The organism is Buttiauxella cochleicola (genome assembly GCF_021282405.1).
Classification (GTDB): Bacteria; Pseudomonadota; Gammaproteobacteria; order Enterobacterales; family Enterobacteriaceae; genus Buttiauxella; species Buttiauxella massiliensis.
Map to the genome: position 1 here is coordinate 120,599 of NZ_JAJSOU010000009.1, position 16,564 is coordinate 137,162.

19 protein-coding genes are annotated in these 16,564 nt (G+C 53.4%); 3 read left to right on the top strand and 16 right to left on the bottom strand.

Going from position 1 to position 16,564, the window contains the following annotated elements; translation table 11 throughout:
- Positions 1–457: 457 nt before the first annotated feature.
- Positions 458–2,236: a sodium:solute symporter family protein gene (locus LVQ79_RS13750; protein ID WP_232865399.1), complete on the bottom strand. Its 1,779-nt coding sequence runs from the start codon at positions 2,234–2,236 to the stop codon at positions 458–460.
- Between the two features lie 424 nt (positions 2,237–2,660).
- Between LVQ79_RS13750 and yjdP the strand changes: the two genes are divergently transcribed.
- Both yjdP and LVQ79_RS13760 read left to right on the top strand, forming a co-directional pair.
- Positions 2,661–3,002: a DDRRRQL repeat protein YjdP gene (yjdP, locus tag LVQ79_RS13755; protein WP_151994187.1), complete on the top strand. Its 342-nt coding sequence runs from the start codon at positions 2,661–2,663 to the stop codon at positions 3,000–3,002.
- Between the two features lie 236 nt (positions 3,003–3,238).
- Entirely contained in the window at positions 3,239–3,850 is a 612-nt protein-coding gene (locus LVQ79_RS13760; protein ID WP_232865400.1) for a hypothetical protein, read from the top strand.
- Here LVQ79_RS13760 and phnP read toward each other — a convergent pair.
- The 14 genes from phnP to phnC are packed head-to-tail and all read right to left on the bottom strand — an operon-like array spanning position 3,834 to position 14,565.
- Positions 3,834–4,592: a phosphonate metabolism protein PhnP gene (gene phnP / locus LVQ79_RS13765; RefSeq protein ID WP_232865401.1), complete on the bottom strand. Its 759-nt coding sequence runs from the start codon at positions 4,590–4,592 to the stop codon at positions 3,834–3,836. The genes LVQ79_RS13760 and phnP overlap by 17 nt on opposite strands.
- A complete protein-coding gene (gene phnO / locus LVQ79_RS13770) occupies positions 4,570–5,028 on the bottom strand; it encodes an aminoalkylphosphonate N-acetyltransferase (protein ID WP_232865402.1) in 459 nt (152 codons plus the stop codon). The genes phnP and phnO overlap by 23 nt, the downstream gene beginning before the upstream one ends.
- Positions 5,021–5,608 carry a ribose 1,5-bisphosphokinase gene (gene phnN / locus LVQ79_RS13775; RefSeq protein ID WP_370639851.1) on the bottom strand — a complete coding sequence of 196 codons (588 nt, stop codon included), beginning with the start codon at positions 5,606–5,608 and terminating at the stop codon, positions 5,021–5,023. Before phnN ends, phnO begins: the two co-directional genes overlap by 8 nt.
- Positions 5,608–6,744, bottom strand: coding sequence for an alpha-D-ribose 1-methylphosphonate 5-triphosphate diphosphatase (phnM, locus tag LVQ79_RS13780; protein WP_232865403.1), 1,137 nt, complete (start codon positions 6,742–6,744; stop codon positions 5,608–5,610). Before phnM ends, phnN begins: the two co-directional genes overlap by 1 nt.
- On the bottom strand, positions 6,734–7,435 hold the full coding sequence (gene phnL / locus LVQ79_RS13785) for a phosphonate C-P lyase system protein PhnL (protein ID WP_232865404.1): 702 nt from the start codon (positions 7,433–7,435) through the stop codon (positions 6,734–6,736). Before phnL ends, phnM begins: the two co-directional genes overlap by 11 nt.
- 9 nt (positions 7,436–7,444) lie before the next feature.
- Positions 7,445–8,203, bottom strand: a complete 759-nt coding sequence (phnK, locus tag LVQ79_RS13790; protein ID WP_120064682.1) for a phosphonate C-P lyase system protein PhnK — start codon at positions 8,201–8,203, stop codon at positions 7,445–7,447.
- A complete protein-coding gene (locus LVQ79_RS13795; protein WP_232865405.1) occupies positions 8,200–9,048 on the bottom strand; it encodes an alpha-D-ribose 1-methylphosphonate 5-phosphate C-P-lyase PhnJ in 849 nt (282 codons plus the stop codon). The genes phnK and LVQ79_RS13795 overlap by 4 nt, the downstream gene beginning before the upstream one ends.
- Positions 9,041–10,105 carry a carbon-phosphorus lyase complex subunit gene (locus tag LVQ79_RS13800; protein ID WP_232865406.1) on the bottom strand — a complete coding sequence of 355 codons (1,065 nt, stop codon included), beginning with the start codon at positions 10,103–10,105 and terminating at the stop codon, positions 9,041–9,043. The genes LVQ79_RS13795 and LVQ79_RS13800 overlap by 8 nt, the downstream gene beginning before the upstream one ends.
- Positions 10,105–10,689 carry a phosphonate C-P lyase system protein PhnH gene (gene phnH / locus LVQ79_RS13805; protein WP_232865407.1) on the bottom strand — a complete coding sequence of 195 codons (585 nt, stop codon included), beginning with the start codon at positions 10,687–10,689 and terminating at the stop codon, positions 10,105–10,107. The genes LVQ79_RS13800 and phnH overlap by 1 nt, the downstream gene beginning before the upstream one ends.
- Positions 10,686–11,147, bottom strand: a complete 462-nt coding sequence (gene phnG / locus LVQ79_RS13810) for a phosphonate C-P lyase system protein PhnG (protein ID WP_232865408.1) — start codon at positions 11,145–11,147, stop codon at positions 10,686–10,688. The genes phnH and phnG overlap by 4 nt, the downstream gene beginning before the upstream one ends.
- Positions 11,148–11,873, bottom strand: coding sequence for a phosphonate metabolism transcriptional regulator PhnF (gene phnF / locus LVQ79_RS13815; protein WP_232865409.1), 726 nt, complete (start codon positions 11,871–11,873; stop codon positions 11,148–11,150).
- Positions 11,874–11,889: 16 nt separating this feature from the next.
- A complete protein-coding gene (gene phnE, locus LVQ79_RS13820; protein WP_232865410.1) occupies positions 11,890–12,672 on the bottom strand; it encodes a phosphonate ABC transporter, permease protein PhnE in 783 nt (260 codons plus the stop codon).
- A 59-nt stretch (positions 12,673–12,731) separates the two neighbouring features.
- On the bottom strand, positions 12,732–13,748 hold the full coding sequence (phnD, locus tag LVQ79_RS13825) for a phosphonate ABC transporter substrate-binding protein (RefSeq protein ID WP_151994173.1): 1,017 nt from the start codon (positions 13,746–13,748) through the stop codon (positions 12,732–12,734).
- Positions 13,749–13,782: 34 nt separating this feature from the next.
- On the bottom strand, positions 13,783–14,565 hold the full coding sequence (gene phnC / locus LVQ79_RS13830; RefSeq protein ID WP_232865462.1) for a phosphonate ABC transporter ATP-binding protein: 783 nt from the start codon (positions 14,563–14,565) through the stop codon (positions 13,783–13,785).
- A gap of 191 nt (positions 14,566–14,756) precedes the next feature.
- Between phnC and LVQ79_RS13835 the strand changes: the two genes are divergently transcribed.
- Complete coding sequence (locus LVQ79_RS13835) at positions 14,757–15,971, top strand: phospholipase effector Tle1 domain-containing protein (RefSeq protein ID WP_232865411.1); 1,215 nt, start codon at positions 14,757–14,759, stop codon at positions 15,969–15,971.
- Positions 15,972–16,025: 54 nt separating this feature from the next.
- On the opposite strand, the gene yjdN is transcribed toward LVQ79_RS13835, so the two are convergent.
- Positions 16,026–16,463, bottom strand: a complete 438-nt coding sequence (gene yjdN / locus LVQ79_RS13840) for a VOC family metalloprotein YjdN (protein WP_151994171.1) — start codon at positions 16,461–16,463, stop codon at positions 16,026–16,028.
- Positions 16,464–16,564: the final 101 nt, after the last annotated feature.

Below are 16,564 nucleotides of genomic sequence, written 5' to 3' on the forward strand. Positions count from 1 at the left end.
GCTTCGGTAGCATTAACGGTAATGATACATCTGATTTACATAGTATGAATGTATTAGATCACCTTATTACATAATATTTACGAATGTATCTGAGATTATTCTTAGTGCTCTTTGCGGGTTTTTTGTAGAAGTGTGCGCGGAGGTGCCGAAAAAATAATGGCAGCAGAAATGGCTGAATTATTGCAAGGTAAGGTAATAAATAACCGTTCGGTTATTATTTTCTTTAAATTTTCGTGGCTGAGATGCTTCTTAATCAATGATAGGGTTCGGTCTTTTTTAATCGACTGGCTTAATTGATGAAATGGGGTTGGGTTAAATAACGAACAATTCTTTCGCATTGCTTATGTGTACTATTATAAAAGAAATAGTTGGTTACGAAACTATGTTAACAATTCGAGTTGTTCGGGAAATAAAAAAGCCACCGAAATTCGGTGGCTTTTGAGTTTAGTGGATAGTTTTATCGATTATTTTGCATTGCTGGCTTGAGAACCACAGCTGCTTTATCGATCTTCGCACTGCGTTTTAACGCATACCCGACAGCAAACACCGCTGCGGCACAGGCCAGGAACAACAAGCGGCCCCACATTGGATTTGGAATCAGCACCATCGCCGACAAGCCAATCGCCATGTAGATAGTCAGGTCGCCCAGCTTGTTACGCTGCATGCGGTCAACGATGTCCTGCGCGTCGTCTTCAACACACTCGGTTTCGACATCTTTAAAGAACGCATTAGTCGCTTCGACGTTTGTATCTGCTTGCGGCTTATAGAACAGCGCGCTCAGGCAGAAGAAGCCACCGGTCAGCACCAGGTGTGCAACGATTGGAATGATTGTTTTCAGTTCACTTACTTCACGACCCGTCAGTTTCTCAACGCCGAACCAGGACATTACATACTGTGGCGTGAACACATCAACCACCATCCAGGATACGCCCAGGCCGAAGATTACGGTCGCCCATGGTGCCCATGAAGGGGTTTTGCGAATCAGCATACCGAAGAACAATGGAACCAGAATCGGTGATTGCAGCAGTGTTGCTACTTGCATCATCAGGTCGAACAGGCTGAGGTGCTTGAGAGAGTTAAAGAACTGCGCCATGAAGATAACCAGCAAGCCGTTAACCAGGCAGGCAACTTGACCCGCACGCAGTTGCTCTTTATCTGTTGCTTTACCTTTACGCACAATCGTTGCGTAGAAGCTACGTACGAAGATGCCGGAGTTACGGTTTAATGCAGAATCCATGGAAGACATGGTTGCCGCGAACAGACCCGCCATCAGCAGCCCTACAGTACCCAGCGGCATGGCTTCACGAGCAAACACCAGGTAAACCGCATCACGTGCTTTAGCACCCAGCTCAGGGTATTGCGCCCCGGCATTCGGGTACAGAATCGCCGTTGCCCATGGTGGAATGAACCAAATTACCGCGCCAATCAGCATCATCAGCAGCGCCATTAGAGCCGCTTTGCTGGCATTTTTGGAGTCTTTAGCATTCAGGAAGCGGTAGGATTCCTGCATGTTATTAATACTTTGCAGCTGTTTCACCACAAAGAACAGGAAGGTGCCAACCATCAACAGCGGGTAGTTCATATCCGGGCCAGTAAAGAAGCCGGATGGGAACTCAGTCACGATGTTCGCCGGACCACCGACTGCCCATAGGGCAACTACTGCGCAAGCGACTGAAATAACTGCAATAACCAGCGTTTGAATAAAGTCGGACGCTACCACACCCCATGCGCCACTCAGCATGGAAATAGCCAGAACTGCAAGGCCGGTAATCCAGATAGTGGTGATGATATCAGCGTTAAAGACGGCGGATGCGAACACGCCAAGACCGTTTAACCACACGCCTGCGTTAATCACGCTTAGTGGGATAATGACCCAGGTAAAGAACTGCTCGTTGACCGGGCCAAAACGGCGACGTACTGCTTCAGTTGGGGTGTCCACACGCATTTGACGGAAGCGGCGAGCGAAGTATGCCCACGCCAGAAGATAAGCAAACATGTTGCCGACAAACACGGCAAGAACTGCGAAACCATCGGTAAAGGCTTTGCCAGCCGCACCGGTGAACGTCCAGGCAGAAAACTGCGTCATAAACGCGGTTGCCCCAACCATCCACCACAACATCTTGCCGCCTCCGCGGAAGTAGTCGCTGGTACTGTTATTGGCCATTTTTTTGAACAGTAGGCTAATAGCTACCATTAATAAGAAATAACCCGCTATTACAATGTAATCGTAAGACATTGTAGTTCCCTATGAGTTAGTTTGAATTGGAAAGATTAAAACACGCCATCCATATAAGTTGAAATAACGTTTCATTATTTATTTAAAATAACCGATGGCGATCATGTTTTTGAATTTTTTGTGGCTGTGAAAATGAGGTATTTCCGAGCGATTGTTTTTTCTAAACTGTGTGATTCCAATCTAAATTGCTGATTTTTGGCTAAGTTAAACCGCATTGCTCGAGATTTTCGAATCATTACTCAGGGTGAGGCGTGGTTATTTTTTTTGATTTTTTTGCACCAAAATAAGGCATGAAAAATCTGGGTTGGGTTAAAGGTAAATATTACTTATAAATATAATTAAGGCGAAAATTGGGAATTCTCTGCTGTCAGGGGTCTGGCATTTTTTTTATCGTTCCTAAATTCTATTTTCATGAGATGGGCTTATGAATCGATACTCCACCGTGCTACTGCTCGGCACCCTGACCATGACAACCATTGCCCACGCCGATGCGTTGGATGGCCTGTTCGATAACTCCATTGTGGGGTCTATTTCGCAGGCGATTAACGATGCCTACAAACCGAATGACAGCCGTAGTGATGACAACGACGACCGCCGTTGGGACGAAAGCCAGCGTCGAAATGATGACGATCGCCGCCAGTATGAAGACCGTCACCGTCAACTCGAAGATCGCCGACGCCAGCTTGACGACCAGCAACGTCAGTTGGATCAACAGCGCCGCCAGCTTGAAGAGGATGAACGCCGTTTGGATGATGATTTTCGGTAAGTTTTGAAAATCGGTGAGTGATAAAAAGCACATTAAATTTGCGTTTTGCGAGTTGTCTTCTGAAAACTAAAAGCAAACAAAAAAGTGGTGAAGTTTTATTCATTTAGTGTGTTAATTTTCTTATCAAGCTTAAGATTTGTTACTACAAGTACCCGTAATATCAGGAAAAACGTGGTTTTTTTAAGCTGGCTTTAAAGGGAAAAATAAGCATACTTAGGATAAGGATTTCACAACAAATGGCACCGAGATTGATAAGCGACGCGGATTTCAACAGAAAGCTCAACGCCCCAGATCGTAACCGGGAACACACCCTGGCGTTCCTCGCCAAAGGGGTTGAACCTTTTAGCTTACCCGGCTACGTTCCACCAGCGGGATACCGTCTGGTGATGTCGCTCGACGGTAAACAGTGTCGCCTGCTAAAAGACGACATCACCGCCTATGCGGTAAAAATTGTTACCGGGAAATTTGTGGTGCCAGGCAAACAGCACTGTACGCAGGTCATGGTATGGCGCACATTTAGTGCTGAGCACCAGGATGCGTTACAGGGATTAGCAAAACGGATATTTGCCTGGTTATTGGAATCGTATGAGATTGTGGTTTCTGATAATGAGCAAACTGCTGATGGTCGTCGTTTTTGGGAATACCGCATTTCCGAAGCCATTGCCGACCCTGAATACGAAGTCATGATTTGGGATGGCACTAAAGAAGATGACGAATTACAACGCATTACGAGTGAAGCCGAATTCGTCAGCAAATGGTCACCGTACGCCTGGGGAACCGACCCTGAAATTCATCAGCATCGGCTATTAGTGATTAGCAAGATTAAATCGCCTAATCCACCCGAATAACCATTCCATCAAACCCCGCCTCGAACCCTTTCGGCAACGCATTCTCCATCAGCCAACAATCAAACTGGTGGCTGATATGCGTAAGGACAACGCGTGGGCAGCCAATCTGTTTATTAAGCTCGATAACGGTATTCAAATCGCAATGGTTTTTCGGTGTTTCAGGACGCGGCTCATGGCTGCAATCAATCACGATCACATCCGGTTTATTGTTCGCCAGAAACTTCAGCGTTTTATCGGGCAGACCTGCGGTATCGCTTAACCACGCCACGCGGCTGTGCGGGGTTTCAAAAAAATAGCCCAGCGTCAGTTTTGAATGGTTGAGAGGCAGGGGGGTCACGCGTAGCGCCTGCAAGGTAAACCAGACAAACGGCTCAAGCTGGTGGCTGAAATCCAGAATGCCGGGGTGTTTAAACAGGTCGTCGCAGCCTTGTTCATCGGCGGGGCCGTACACCGGGATTTTTTCGCCCACGCCCCAGCGCAGTGGGAATAATCCCTGCACGTGGTCCATATGGTAATGGGTGAGTAAAAACTGCTTAAATTCCCCCGGTTGCCAGCTGTCCATTAAATCGGGAATGCCTGCGTCCAACAGTGTCACTGCGTCGTTAAACTTCATCACCGCGCTGCACGGCTTGCGGCGAAATTGCGGATTAGTGCGAGCGCGCTCGCAGGCCGCGCAAAAACAGCCAAAGGCGGGGACGAGTTGTGCGCCCCCCGTTCCGCTAAGGGTTAGCGTCAGAGTCACGATTTATCTCCACCGGTTTAGTAAAGCGGAAATGGGTATTTTGATACCCTTCGCGCTGGTAGAAACGGTGGGCGTCGAGGCGTTTGGCGCTGGTGGAAAGCTCAGTGAGTTCCGCTCCGGCAATCCGCGCCTGCTCTTCAGCCCAGGCTAACAGTTTGCTACCCACACCGTGGCCGCGAGCAGCGGGCATCACCACCAGTTCCTGAATTTCACCGACCCAATTCACATGATGCAGATGAAACTGCATATGCAGACTGATCATGCCGACAACCTCGCCGTTAAGTAGTGCAAGTTGGTAGCATAAATTGTGATCTTCAAGATTTGCCGCAAACCCGACGTTAAACGCCTGGCGGTTAAATTCTGCCTGTTTTAATTCGCAGATCAGAGCGTAAACAGTATCAATATCGGCAAGAGTGGCGGGGCGAAGTTCAAACATGGCGCGGTTCCTTGGGACGAAAATGGACGATATTGGCATTGCGCTGGCCATTCACCAGACGCATAAACGATAAGACAGACTCCGCCAGACTGCCATCGTTGTTAAGTATTAAACAGTCGTCCAAATCCGGGGCATAAAAGGCCGCACGTTGCAGGCGTTGTTCGATCTGCTGCGCAGTTTCACGCCCGCGTTGTTCGAGGCGCTTGCGCAAAACGTCCGTCGAAACATGCAGGCAAATCGGCACTAGCGCTTCGGCGTAACGCGCGCGCGCCTGCGCCAGATGCTGGCGCGAGCCGTTCACCACCACGTCGAACCCGGAATCGAGCCAGATATCCAGCTCGATTCCCACGCCGTAACTTTGTTGATGCGCCTGCCAGCACAGCGCGAATAGCCCCTGTTGCTGGCGCTGAGCGAACTCCTTTTCACTCAAGGCAATATGGTTTTCGCACCCGGCGTCAGCGGCGCGGGTAATGTAGCGGTGCGCTACCAGTAGTTGATTATTCTCCTGCTGGCGCAGTGCCGTCAGCAGGCTGTCTTTCCCGGAGCCTGACGGCCCCATCAACCAGACTATTTTGCTCATCAGAACACCCGTATTCCCTGACGCCAGACATGGCCGACGTGGACATGGTCGCCGTGAAGATGCGCAAGCACCATATCGGCACGTTTGCCTTCTGCGAGAACGCCGCGGTCATTGAGATTCAATGCTTTGGCTGGGTTGCGTGTCACCAGTGCCACCGCTTGTGGCAGGGTGAAGCTGTTCGACTCGTCCTGGGCGACGCGAAACGCAGCGTCCAGCAAACTCGCCGGGTAATAGTCGGACGAGAGGATATCCAGCAGGCCGACTTGTGCGAGTTCATGCGCCGCCACATTGCCGGAATGCGAGCCGCCTCGCACAATGTTTGGCGCGCCCATCAGCACGCTTAAACCATGCTGGCGTGAGGCTAGCGCGGCTTCAAGCGTAGTCGGGAATTCAGCGATTACGCTGCCCAACTCGTGGGATTCCACCACGTGCGCCGCAGTCGCGTCATCATGACTGGCGAGCGCGATATTGCGTGCACGACATTCAGCGGCAATCGCCAGGCGATTGGGCTGCGACCAGCGTTCAGCAAGCGCAAGTTGGTCCGCCTCGTAGCTGTTCATCTCCGCATCGCTGAGCGAATATTTTCCCTGGTAATATTCACGATATTTCACCATGTTTGCGAACTGGCGCTGGCCTGGTGAGTGGTCCATTAATGACACCAGCGACACGCCGCTGCGTTCGATTAGCTGCTGGAACAGTGGCAGCGTGGTGTGGTGCGGCAGTTCGCAGCGCAGGTGCAGGCGGTGCTCGGCGCGGTTAACGCCACGCGCCTGGCTGTCCATCACCGCGTTAATCATCTTCTCGAGGTTTTCCAGGCGGTCGCCGCCGTCGCGCACGTCGCCCAGCGCTACGGCGTCCAGCACCGTGGTGATGCCGCTCGCCACCATTAATGCGTCGTGGCTGCTCATCGCGGAATGGGCTGGCCAGTCGACTTTCGGGCGTGGGGTGAAGAATTTGTCGAGGTTGTCGGTATGCAGCTCGATAAGCCCCGGAAGCAACCAACCGCCTTCGCCATCGTGCGCTTGCGGCAACTGACTTTGGCTATCGGCAAAATTACGAATCACCCCGTCGGCGACTTCCAGTGAGCCATTAACCACTTCATTTTCCAGCACCAGTTTGACGTTATTAATGATCATTTTTGGCCTCGATGGTTGCCATAGAGTGCAGTCTGTCTGCTACCTGATTGCGTACCGCTTCGTCGTGGAAGATGCCGACGACTGCCGCTCCACGTGCTTTGGCTTCCAGAATTAAATCCACCACGGCGGCACTGTTTTTCGCATCCAGCGAGGCGGTGGGTTCATCAAGCAGCAGAATTGGGTAATCGACGATAAAGCCACGGGCGATGTTTACGCGCTGTTGCTCGCCACCGGAAAACGTTGATGGAGCCAGGTTCCACAGGCGTTCCGGGACATTCAGGCGAGTCAGTAACATTGACGCTTTGTCTTCACAGACGTCACGGGATACACCTAAATCCAGCAGCGGTTGCATCACCACTTCAAGTGCTGAAATACGTGGGATAACGCGCAAAAACTGGCTGACCCAGCCGATGGTCTGGCGGCGCACGGCTAAAACGTCACGCGCCGGAGCCTGTACAATGTCGAGCCATTCGTCGTTATGTTTGACCCAGATATGCCCTTCGTCCGGCAAATAATTGGCGTACAAAGAGCGCAAAAGGGTGGATTTCCCACTACCAGAATGGCCGTGCAGCACCACGCATTCGCCGGATACGACTTCCAACGAGGCATTGGCCAGTACCGGCAAACGGATACCGTGCTGATGGTGTAACACAAAGGTTTTGCTCAGGTTTTCAACCCGTAATCTGGTCATCGTGTTCACCTAATTCTGAAGGACGGAGGAAACAAGCAACTGGGTATACGGGTGGTGCGGGTCGTCCAGCACGCGGTCGGTCAGGCCGCTTTCCACCACCTGGCCTTGCTTCATCACCAGCAGGCGGTCAGCCAGCAAACGCGCCACGCCCAAATCATGGGTGACGATAATCACCGCCAGGTTCAGCTCGCGCACCAGGCCGCGCAGCAGGTCGAGCAAACGCGCCTGCACGGAAACATCCAGCCCGCCGGTCGGTTCATCCATAAACACCAGTTTCGGGTGCGTCACCAGGTTGCGGGCGATTTGCAGGCGTTGCTGCATGCCGCCGGAAAATGTGGTTGGCAGGTCGTCGATGCGCGAGGCCGGGATTTCCACCTCTTCCAGCCAGCGCTCGGCGGTGGCACGGATATCACCGTAGTGACGCGCACCGGTTGCCATTAAGCGTTCGCCGATGTTGCCACCTGCCGAAACGTGGCGGCGCAGGCCGTCCATCGCGTGTTGATGAACCACGCCCCATTCGGTGCGCAGCAGGCGGCGGCGCTCGCCTTCGCTCATGTCGTACAGCGACGAGTCGAGATACACCACTTCGCCATTTTGCGGCGCCAGGCGGGCGGAAATGGATTTCAGCAGCGTGGTTTTGCCGGAGCCAGATTCACCGACAATTCCCAGCACTTCGCCTGGATAAAGCTCGAATGACACGTCGCTGAAGCCTTTGCCGGGGGCATAAAGGTGCGTCAGGTTATTGACGGAAAGTAACGGTTGAGTCATTTGCTTGCGGCCTCGCTGTTCTGGCGGCAGAAATCGGTATCGGAGCAGACGAACATGCGGCTGCCCGCATCGTCGAGCACCACTTCGTCGAGGTAGCTGTGGTGCGAGCCGCAAATCGCGCACGGTTCTTCCCACTCCTGGACGGTAAACGGATGGTCGTCAAAATCGAGGCTTTCGACGCGGGTATACGGGGGCACCGCGTAAATGCGTTTTTCACGCCCGGCACCGAACAGTTGCAGCGCAGGCATCATGTCCATTTTCGGGTTATCGAATTTCGGGATTGGCGACGGGTCCATCACGTAGCGTTCGTTCACTTTCACCGGATAGGCGTAAGTGGTGGCGATGTGGCCGAAACGGGCGATGTCTTCGTACAGTTTCACCTGCATCACGCCGTACTCTTCCAGCGCGTGCATGGTGCGGGTTTCGGTTTCGCGTGGTTCGATAAAACGCAGCGGCTCAGGGATCGGCACCTGGTAAATCAGGATCTGATCTTCGGTGAGCGGCGTTTCCGGGATGCGGTGGCGCGTCTGAATCAGCGTTGCATCGGCGGTGGATTCGGTGGTCGCCACGTCGGTGACGCGCTTGAAGAAGTTGCGAATCGACACCGCGTTAGTGGTGTCGTCCGCCCCCTGGTCGATGACTTTCAGCACGTCGTTTTCGCCAATCACGCTTGCGGTGATCTGGATGCCGCCTGTCCCCCAGCCATAAGGCATCGGCATTTCACGCCCGCCAAACGGCACCTGATAACCTGGGATTGCTACCGCTTTCAGAATCGCGCGGCGCAGGGTGCGCTTGGTTTGTTCATCCAGATAAGCAAAGTTGTAGCCCGAGAGTGCCTTAGTCACGATGACGTTCCTTTTGCAGACGTTTAAGCAGTTCCAGTTCGGCCTGGAAATCGACGTAGTGCGGCAGTTTCAGGTGCGAGACAAACCCGGCTGCTTCAACGTTATCAGCGTGGGCCAGTACGAACTCTTCGTCCTGGGCCGGGCCTGTTACTGTTTCGTCGTAGTCCGGGGCTTGCAGCGCGCGGTCAACCAGCGCCATCGCCATCGCTTTGCGTTCGCTCATGCCGAACACCAGCCCGTAACCACGGGTAAAGTGCGGGTCTTCATCCGCGGGGGCGACAAAGCCGTTCACCATTTCACACTCGGTTAGCAGCAGTTCACCGACGTTCACCGCAAAACCCAGCTCTTCCGGCACGATTTCGATATCCACGTAGCCACTACGAATTTCTGCGGCGAACGGGTGGTTGCGCCCGTAACCGCGTTGCGTGGAGTAGGCGAGGGCCAGTAAATAGCCTTCATCGCCGCGCACCAGCTGTTGCAGGCGTGATGAACGCGAGCATGGGTAAACCGGCGGCTGGCGGGTGATGTCGTCAGGTTTTTCGCCGTTATCTTCTTCCGCTTTTGCCAGCCCCTGTTTTGCCAGCAGGCTGAACACGTGCGGCGTGGGTTCGGCATGCTCGTCAGCGGTTTTCAACTGCGGCGCTTCGCCGTTTGCCAGCAAGGTGAAATCCAGCAGGCGATGGGTGTAATCGTAAGTCGGGCCGAGTAACTGCCCGCCGGGTACGTCTTTGTAGACGGCTGAAATGCGGCGTTCGATACGCATTTCAGCGGTGTTCAGCGGCTCGCTCACCGCCAGACGCGGTAGCGTGGTGCGATAAGCGCGCAGCAGGAAGATGGCTTCAACCATGTCTCCGCTGGCCTGCTTGATGGCGAGGGCGGCGAGTTCACGGTCGGCAATGCCGCCTTCGGTCATCACGCGGTCGACCGCCAGGCCAAGCTGCTGCTCGATTTGCGCGACGCTTAGTTCCGCGAGATTTTGGTCGCCACGGCGGTTGTGTTCCTGCAATTCATGGGCGGCGGCAATTGCCTTTTCGCCCCCTTTAACGGCGACGTACATCAGCACACCTCCACATGAGTGGTGCGAGGGATCGCCAGCAGGCGCTCGCCACAGGTCAGGATCAGGTCGATGCCCAGCGGGAACGGATGCGGGCGCTCGGTGAGTTCGTGGATAACGCAGTCCGGAAGTTGCGGGGCGATCATGCGTTCTTCGCGGATGCCCGCGCCGGTTAAGCGCAACATGCGGCCGCCGCTCAGGCTCGGCACTTGCAAAATCAGTGTCGCGCTGGTGTCGGGAGCTACGTCGGTTCCCTGTGCCAGCGCGTTAAGCTGATCGGCGGTTATCGTGCTGTCGGCAACGGCGAATTGTGCGTGTTCTGGTGCCTGCGAAATTGGCGTGTTGGTATGAAAACGGACGTTTTGCAATGTCACGTCGTTGCTCAGAGCGTCACTAATCCACACCGGCGTGTCGTTATCGGCAAGGGTCAGCAGCACGCTGGTGGAAGCAATGTTCAGTGGTTTCCAGCCATGTTGCAGTGAATGGAGCGCCACGATAACGCCCGGCTCGCTCATCGCTTTGAGCAGGCGACGGAAGCTCTGTTGTGCATCCTGCACAGGCAGGTTAAAAGCGGTCATCAGGGTCATGCGTTATCTCCGCGAACCAGAGTGAAGAAGTCGACTCGGCTGCTGTTAATTTGGGTGCGACGGGCGGCCAGGCGTTGTTCACGGTTGGCGGCCAGTGGAGCAATTAAGGTTTCTTGCAATGTCCGGAACTGAACTTGTTCCTGCATCAGCGCGTCGATCACGGCACAACGTTCGGCGTGGGTTTTATCGCGCCCTGATATGTAGCTGTAACCGTAAGTCCCGTTGGCGAGTTGCACGACCGCACGGGTCAGCGTGGTGTCACCGGCAAAAAAACGTTGCCCGGTGGCGCCCATTCGCGCCTGAATTTGTACCAGGCCTGTTTCTGGCTGACGTATTACCTGATATTCGGGATTGAGTTTTTGTTCTGCCCAAAGTGCTGCCAGTTCTTGAGGCAGGCTGTGAGCGAGCACGGCCATCCACTGCTGGCGCTGTGCGGTATCAAAATGCGTTGCGTCCATTTAGTGCTCCATGGTGAATTCAATCATGTCGGCACGCGTCAGGCTGACGGAGTATTCCGCAGGCATTGCGTGACCTTCACGGTGGTTGAGAGTGCGAACACATAGCAGCGGAGCCATATTTGGGATCTCCAACAGGCGACTTTCTTTGGCCTGAGCGCGGCGCGCGCTGATACGTGTTTGGGTGCGTTTGAGGTTGATACCGAGCTGGTCCTGAATCACGTCGTGCAGCGAACCGCTATTAAACTGTTGCATCACGGGCCACCAGGCGAGGTCGGCAAAGTAGTGGTCGATAAGGCACACCGCGATACCGTTAACGCGTCTTAGTGTGCGCAGGTGAATAATGTCATCGCCCTCGGTTACACCCAGCGCATCAGCAACATGGCTTGAAGCCGGGCGCAGTACCGCGAGTAAGCGCTCGCTGGTGGGGTGGCTTCCCTGATCGAGCAGGTTCTGGCTAAAGCGTGCTTGAGAATTTAACGGGTAATCGAATGGGCGCATCAGCACTAACACGCCAATTCCCTGGCGGCGCTGCACCCAGCCTTTTTCGACGAGTTGATCGATGGCGCGACGCAACGTGTGGCGATTCACTTCGTAGCGTGCGGCCAGTTGGCTTTCGGCTGGCAGATAGTCGCCACAGCGGTAGTGGTTACGCAGCTCTACTTCAAGCAGGGCGGCAATTTCCTGGTAACGCGTCGGGTAACTGGTCGGATGTCTGGATAAGTGCATTTTCAACAAAGCCTCGTTAAATGAAATGCTTACGTAACCGTTGCGACATAAAGTCCAGCAGACTTACTGTGACGATGATAATGACCATCAGCGCGCAGGTTTGCTGGAACTGGAATCCACGAATCGCTTCCCACAGCGTCACACCAATCCCGCCTGCGCCGACCATGCCGACCACCGTTGCCGAACGCACGTTCGACTCAAAGCGATACAGCGAGTAGGAGATAAGCAGCGGCATCACCTGCGGCAGCACGCCGTAGATAATCTCTTCAAGTTTGTTGGCACCGGTGGCGCGAATCCCTTCTACCGGGCCGGGTTCGATGGCTTCCACCGCTTCGGAAAGCAGTTTGGAAAGCACGCCGGTGGTGTGGATGAACAACGCTAATACGCCAGCGAACGGGCCAAGGCCGACGGCGACCACGAACAACATCGCAAAGACCATTTCGTTGATGGCGCGGCAGGCGTCCATCAGGCGGCGCATTGGCTGGTAAACCCACCATGGCACCAGGTTGTCGGCGCACATCAGGCCGCAAGGGATGGAAAGCACGATGGATAGTGCTGTGCCCCAGACGGCTATTTGCAGCGTGACGCCCATTTCGCCCAGATATTGCTGCCATTGGCTGAAATCAGGTGGGAAGAAGTCGGCGGCGAAGGTGGCCATGTTGCCCGCATCGCGGAACAGCGTGAGCGGAGCCATTTCCGCGCCTTGCCAGGAGGCAACGAGTACCGCTAACAAAATCGCCCAGGCCAGTAGCGAGAACCAGCTACGTTTGGGTGTGGCGACTTGAATGGTTTGTTGCATGGGGTGCTCCGTGTTTGGGGCTTTAACCCTCTCCCTGGGGGAGAGGGTTAGGGTTGTTTTTACTGAACCGCTTTATTCACGTTGCTCATCGCAGAAAGCGCGGCGGTGAGGCGATCCAAATCACTCAGCTGGTTTTGCAGCGCAGTGACTTTGGTCGCTTTCTCAGGCTCGGCTAACCCTTTATTGTCCTTCACGCCTTGCATCTGTTTGAACAGAGCGAGCTGGCGAATCGGGACCAGTTGCAGGTCGCTGGATGGGCGGAACGGCGCCCAGGTCAGGCCTTTGAGCACTGCTGCTTCTTCCGGCGTTTTGCCGTAAGTCATAAAGAAGTCGTAGATTTTGTCTTTGGTGGCTTCGGAAAGGTTTTTACGCCACACGATCGGATCGCCTGGGATCAACGGGGATTTCCAGATGACTTTCAGATCTTTGAATTTCTCGGGCGCGGTTTGCTTCAAACGATCGAGGTTTTCAGTGTTGTTGGTCGCCACATCCACTTGCTTGTTGGCCACCGCCAGCGCGTTAGTCTCGTGGTTGGCGTTCACAGAACGTTTGAATTCGTTCGGTGCCGCATTGTTTTTGGCGAAAACGTAGTACCCAGGGACTAAATAACCGGACGTTGAGTTAGGGTCACCGTTGCCGAACGTCAGTTCTTTGCGTTTTGCCAGCATGTCTTGCAGGTTGTTGATTGGGCTGTCTTTGTTAACAATCAGCACGCTCCAGTAACCCGGGCTGCCATCTGCCGCTACCGTCTGAGCAAACACCTGGCCGTTAGCGCGGTCTACTGCTTCCATGGCCGAAAGGTTGCCGTACCAGGCGATATCCACCTTGTTAAAGCGCATCCCCTGGATAATCCCGGCGTAATCTGGTGCGAAGAAAGCATTCACTTTCACGCCAAGTTTCTTCTCCATATCTTTCAGGAACGGGTCCCACTGCGGTTTCAGGTTTTGTTGTGATTCAGTCGAGATGATGCCGAAGTTCAGGGACTTTTCTTGTTCATCCGCATGAGCGGTGCTGAACAGAGTGCTGACGCTTAGCAGGCTGGTAAAGGCGAGGGCGGCAACTTTTTTGTAGCTCATGGCTGACTGTTCCTTGAAAGAGATAACAAAGTTGTTAAGCAGCAACCGCGTCAACGCGATTCATGCTGCGGTAAAGATTGCCCAGACGTTCGTTGTCGAACTCAGAGCTACTTCCGTCGTAAAACACATGACCCTGGCGCAGAGCGACAATGCGTTCGCAATAGCGCAGGGCGTAGTCCACCTGATGCAGCGTCACCACAACGGTGATGCCGTCCAGGCGGTTAATGTCGTGCAGCGTTTCCATCACAATGCGTGCTGATTCCGGGTCGAGTGAGGCAATAGGCTCATCGGCGAGAATCACTTTTGCTTGTTGCATCAGCGCACGGGCAATCGCCACGCGCTGTTGTTGCCCACCGGACAGGGTGGAGACGCGTTGATACGCCATTTGCGCCATGCCGACGCGGGTCAGCGCCTGCAATGCACGCTGCTTTTGTTCACGGGAAAACCAGTTAAAACAGGTGCGCCAGAACGGCGTGGCACCGAGTGCGCCAATCAGCACGTTTTCGAGAACCGTCAGGCGGTTCACCAGGTTGAACTGCTGGAAGATGTAGCCGGTGTGAGCACGACTCTGCCGGATGTCGCTTGCCAGTCGGCCCGCTTTTTGCACGGTGCGGCCCAGTAATTCGACGTGGCAATCGGCTGATTTATCAGAAGTAATCAGCCCGCTCAGGTGGCGTAAAAGGGTGGATTTGCCTGAACCAGACGGCCCCAGCAGAGCGACCATCTCACCTTCATTAACTTCCAAATCAACAGCATTTAATGCCTGATGCTGGTTGAAGGTTTTGCTCAATTTGTTGACGCGAATAATTGTTTGCATCATTCAGGCTCCTTAAAAAGTTGCCTCATGGTGCCGATGAAATGTGACGATTTTGTTAAGGATAAGTTTCGGTATGATGAAGAGTGAGTTCCAGCCTGGAAGTCATCAGGCTAATCAACTATTTGTCGTATTGTTTCACGCTTCGTTTTTGTCTTTGCTTACAGGTACCCTTTGGTGTTGGGAAAGCAGCGATGAGCAAAAACATTATTTTTTGTGCCGATGGCACATGGACCGCTCCCGGTGTAGAAAATCAAGCGGATGACGAAGCCGCAGCGAGTAACGTTTATCAATTGTTTGTTGATCTGAAAGGGAATGTTGATAAGCAGAGTTTGTTGTTAGCCAATGAGCAAGAAAAGATCCTTACCAATAGCAGTGGCGGGATCGTTCAAGTTGCCAAGTACATTTATGGGAAGGGCGATCCGCATAATGGTCTGGTGAAACGCCTCGGCGGCGCATTTGGCGCCGAGTTGATCGTGCCGATCATTCGCGGGTATACCTTTATAAGTCGGCACTGGCAGATGGGCGATCGTATCTATCTGGTTGGATTTAGCCACGGTGCTTATACCGCGCGAGTGCTGGCGCAGATGATTATCGACCGTGGTTTATTAAATCGTGAAAAACTGAATTTAAGCGCTCGCAATAAAGATGAAGCGTGGCGTTTTGCTTCATCCGTATGGGCGCAATATCTTGCTCATGCTCCGGATATGAGCCCCAGCCTTTTGGGAAGTGTGGTGCGTGAGTTGCCGGGATTTTTCTGTGACAGTGTGGACCCAACCTGCATTTCGCGCCCGCTGTCCGTAGAGGCGGTTGCCGTGTGGGAAACCGTTGGGCAGATGGGGATTCCGAAGTATTTCAATGACAAACGTTACAACGTTTTTCGTTTTAACAATACAGAGCTGCATTCACGGGTTAAATACGGGCTTCAGGCCATCGCCATTGATGAGCAGCGTCTCGATTTAGCGCCGGTGCTGTGGGATAACCGCGATCGTATTTTGCAGGTGATGTTTCCCGGTATTCATCATGATGTTGGTGGGGGCTATATTGGCACGGACGAAGACCGCAGCTTGTCGAACGGCGCGTACCTTTGGATGCATGATGCTCTCGACGATTTGGGCGTAAATCTGGCACCCAGTGAAGTGGTGGCTGACCCACTTGGGCCGCTGCATTGTGACTGGTATCCACCTACGCGTTATTTGCGCATTATGCCCCGGCAACTTCCGCCGCCGGTTACCTCATCAACGATGGTCCACCAGTCGGTGATTGAGCGTCTTAGTTGTGGCACAACGCTACTTCAACAGTCGGCAATCAATGGTGAATGGCTAAGCGAATCATATAGCCCGCAGCCTTTGCAGGATTATCTACGCGGCGAGGGTGCAATCCCCATTAACTGGGCGATTGCACGTTAACGAATGGAAAACTACCGTCTGTTATGGAGCTGACGGTAGTTTCCCAGAGCTTGGTTACATTGGTTTTTCGACATTCACCATCCACGGAATACCGTATTTATCGGTAAGCATGCCGAAACCTTTTGCCCAGAACGTTTCCCCCCACGGCATGGTGACATCGCCACCTGCACTGAGATTATCAAACCAGCGTTGGCCTTCTGCGACATCTGTGGTGGTAAGGCTCAGCGCATAGCCCGTGTGTTTCACTTTATCGGCACACATATTGCCGTCGCTCATCATCACTTCGCCACCGCCAATGCGCACATTGGCATGCATGATTTTATCGTCCGGCCAGTTAAAACCGCTGCTGCATCCTTCAGCCGACTGATTCTCGTCTTTTGGCATTTCGCCAAAAGTCATTTTAAACAGTAACTCAGCACCGACGGCTTGTTTGTAGAACGCTATTGCTTCTTCGCAGGTGCCGTCAAAAAAGATGTAGGGTCCGATAGACATTGTTCGTTCCTCATAATGCGGAGTGCAGAATAAGTTTAGTTGGGGGAGTCTGGGCAAGCCAGGCGGGGAAAGGGGTATCTTATGCCTGGTTCGGTGAGTTT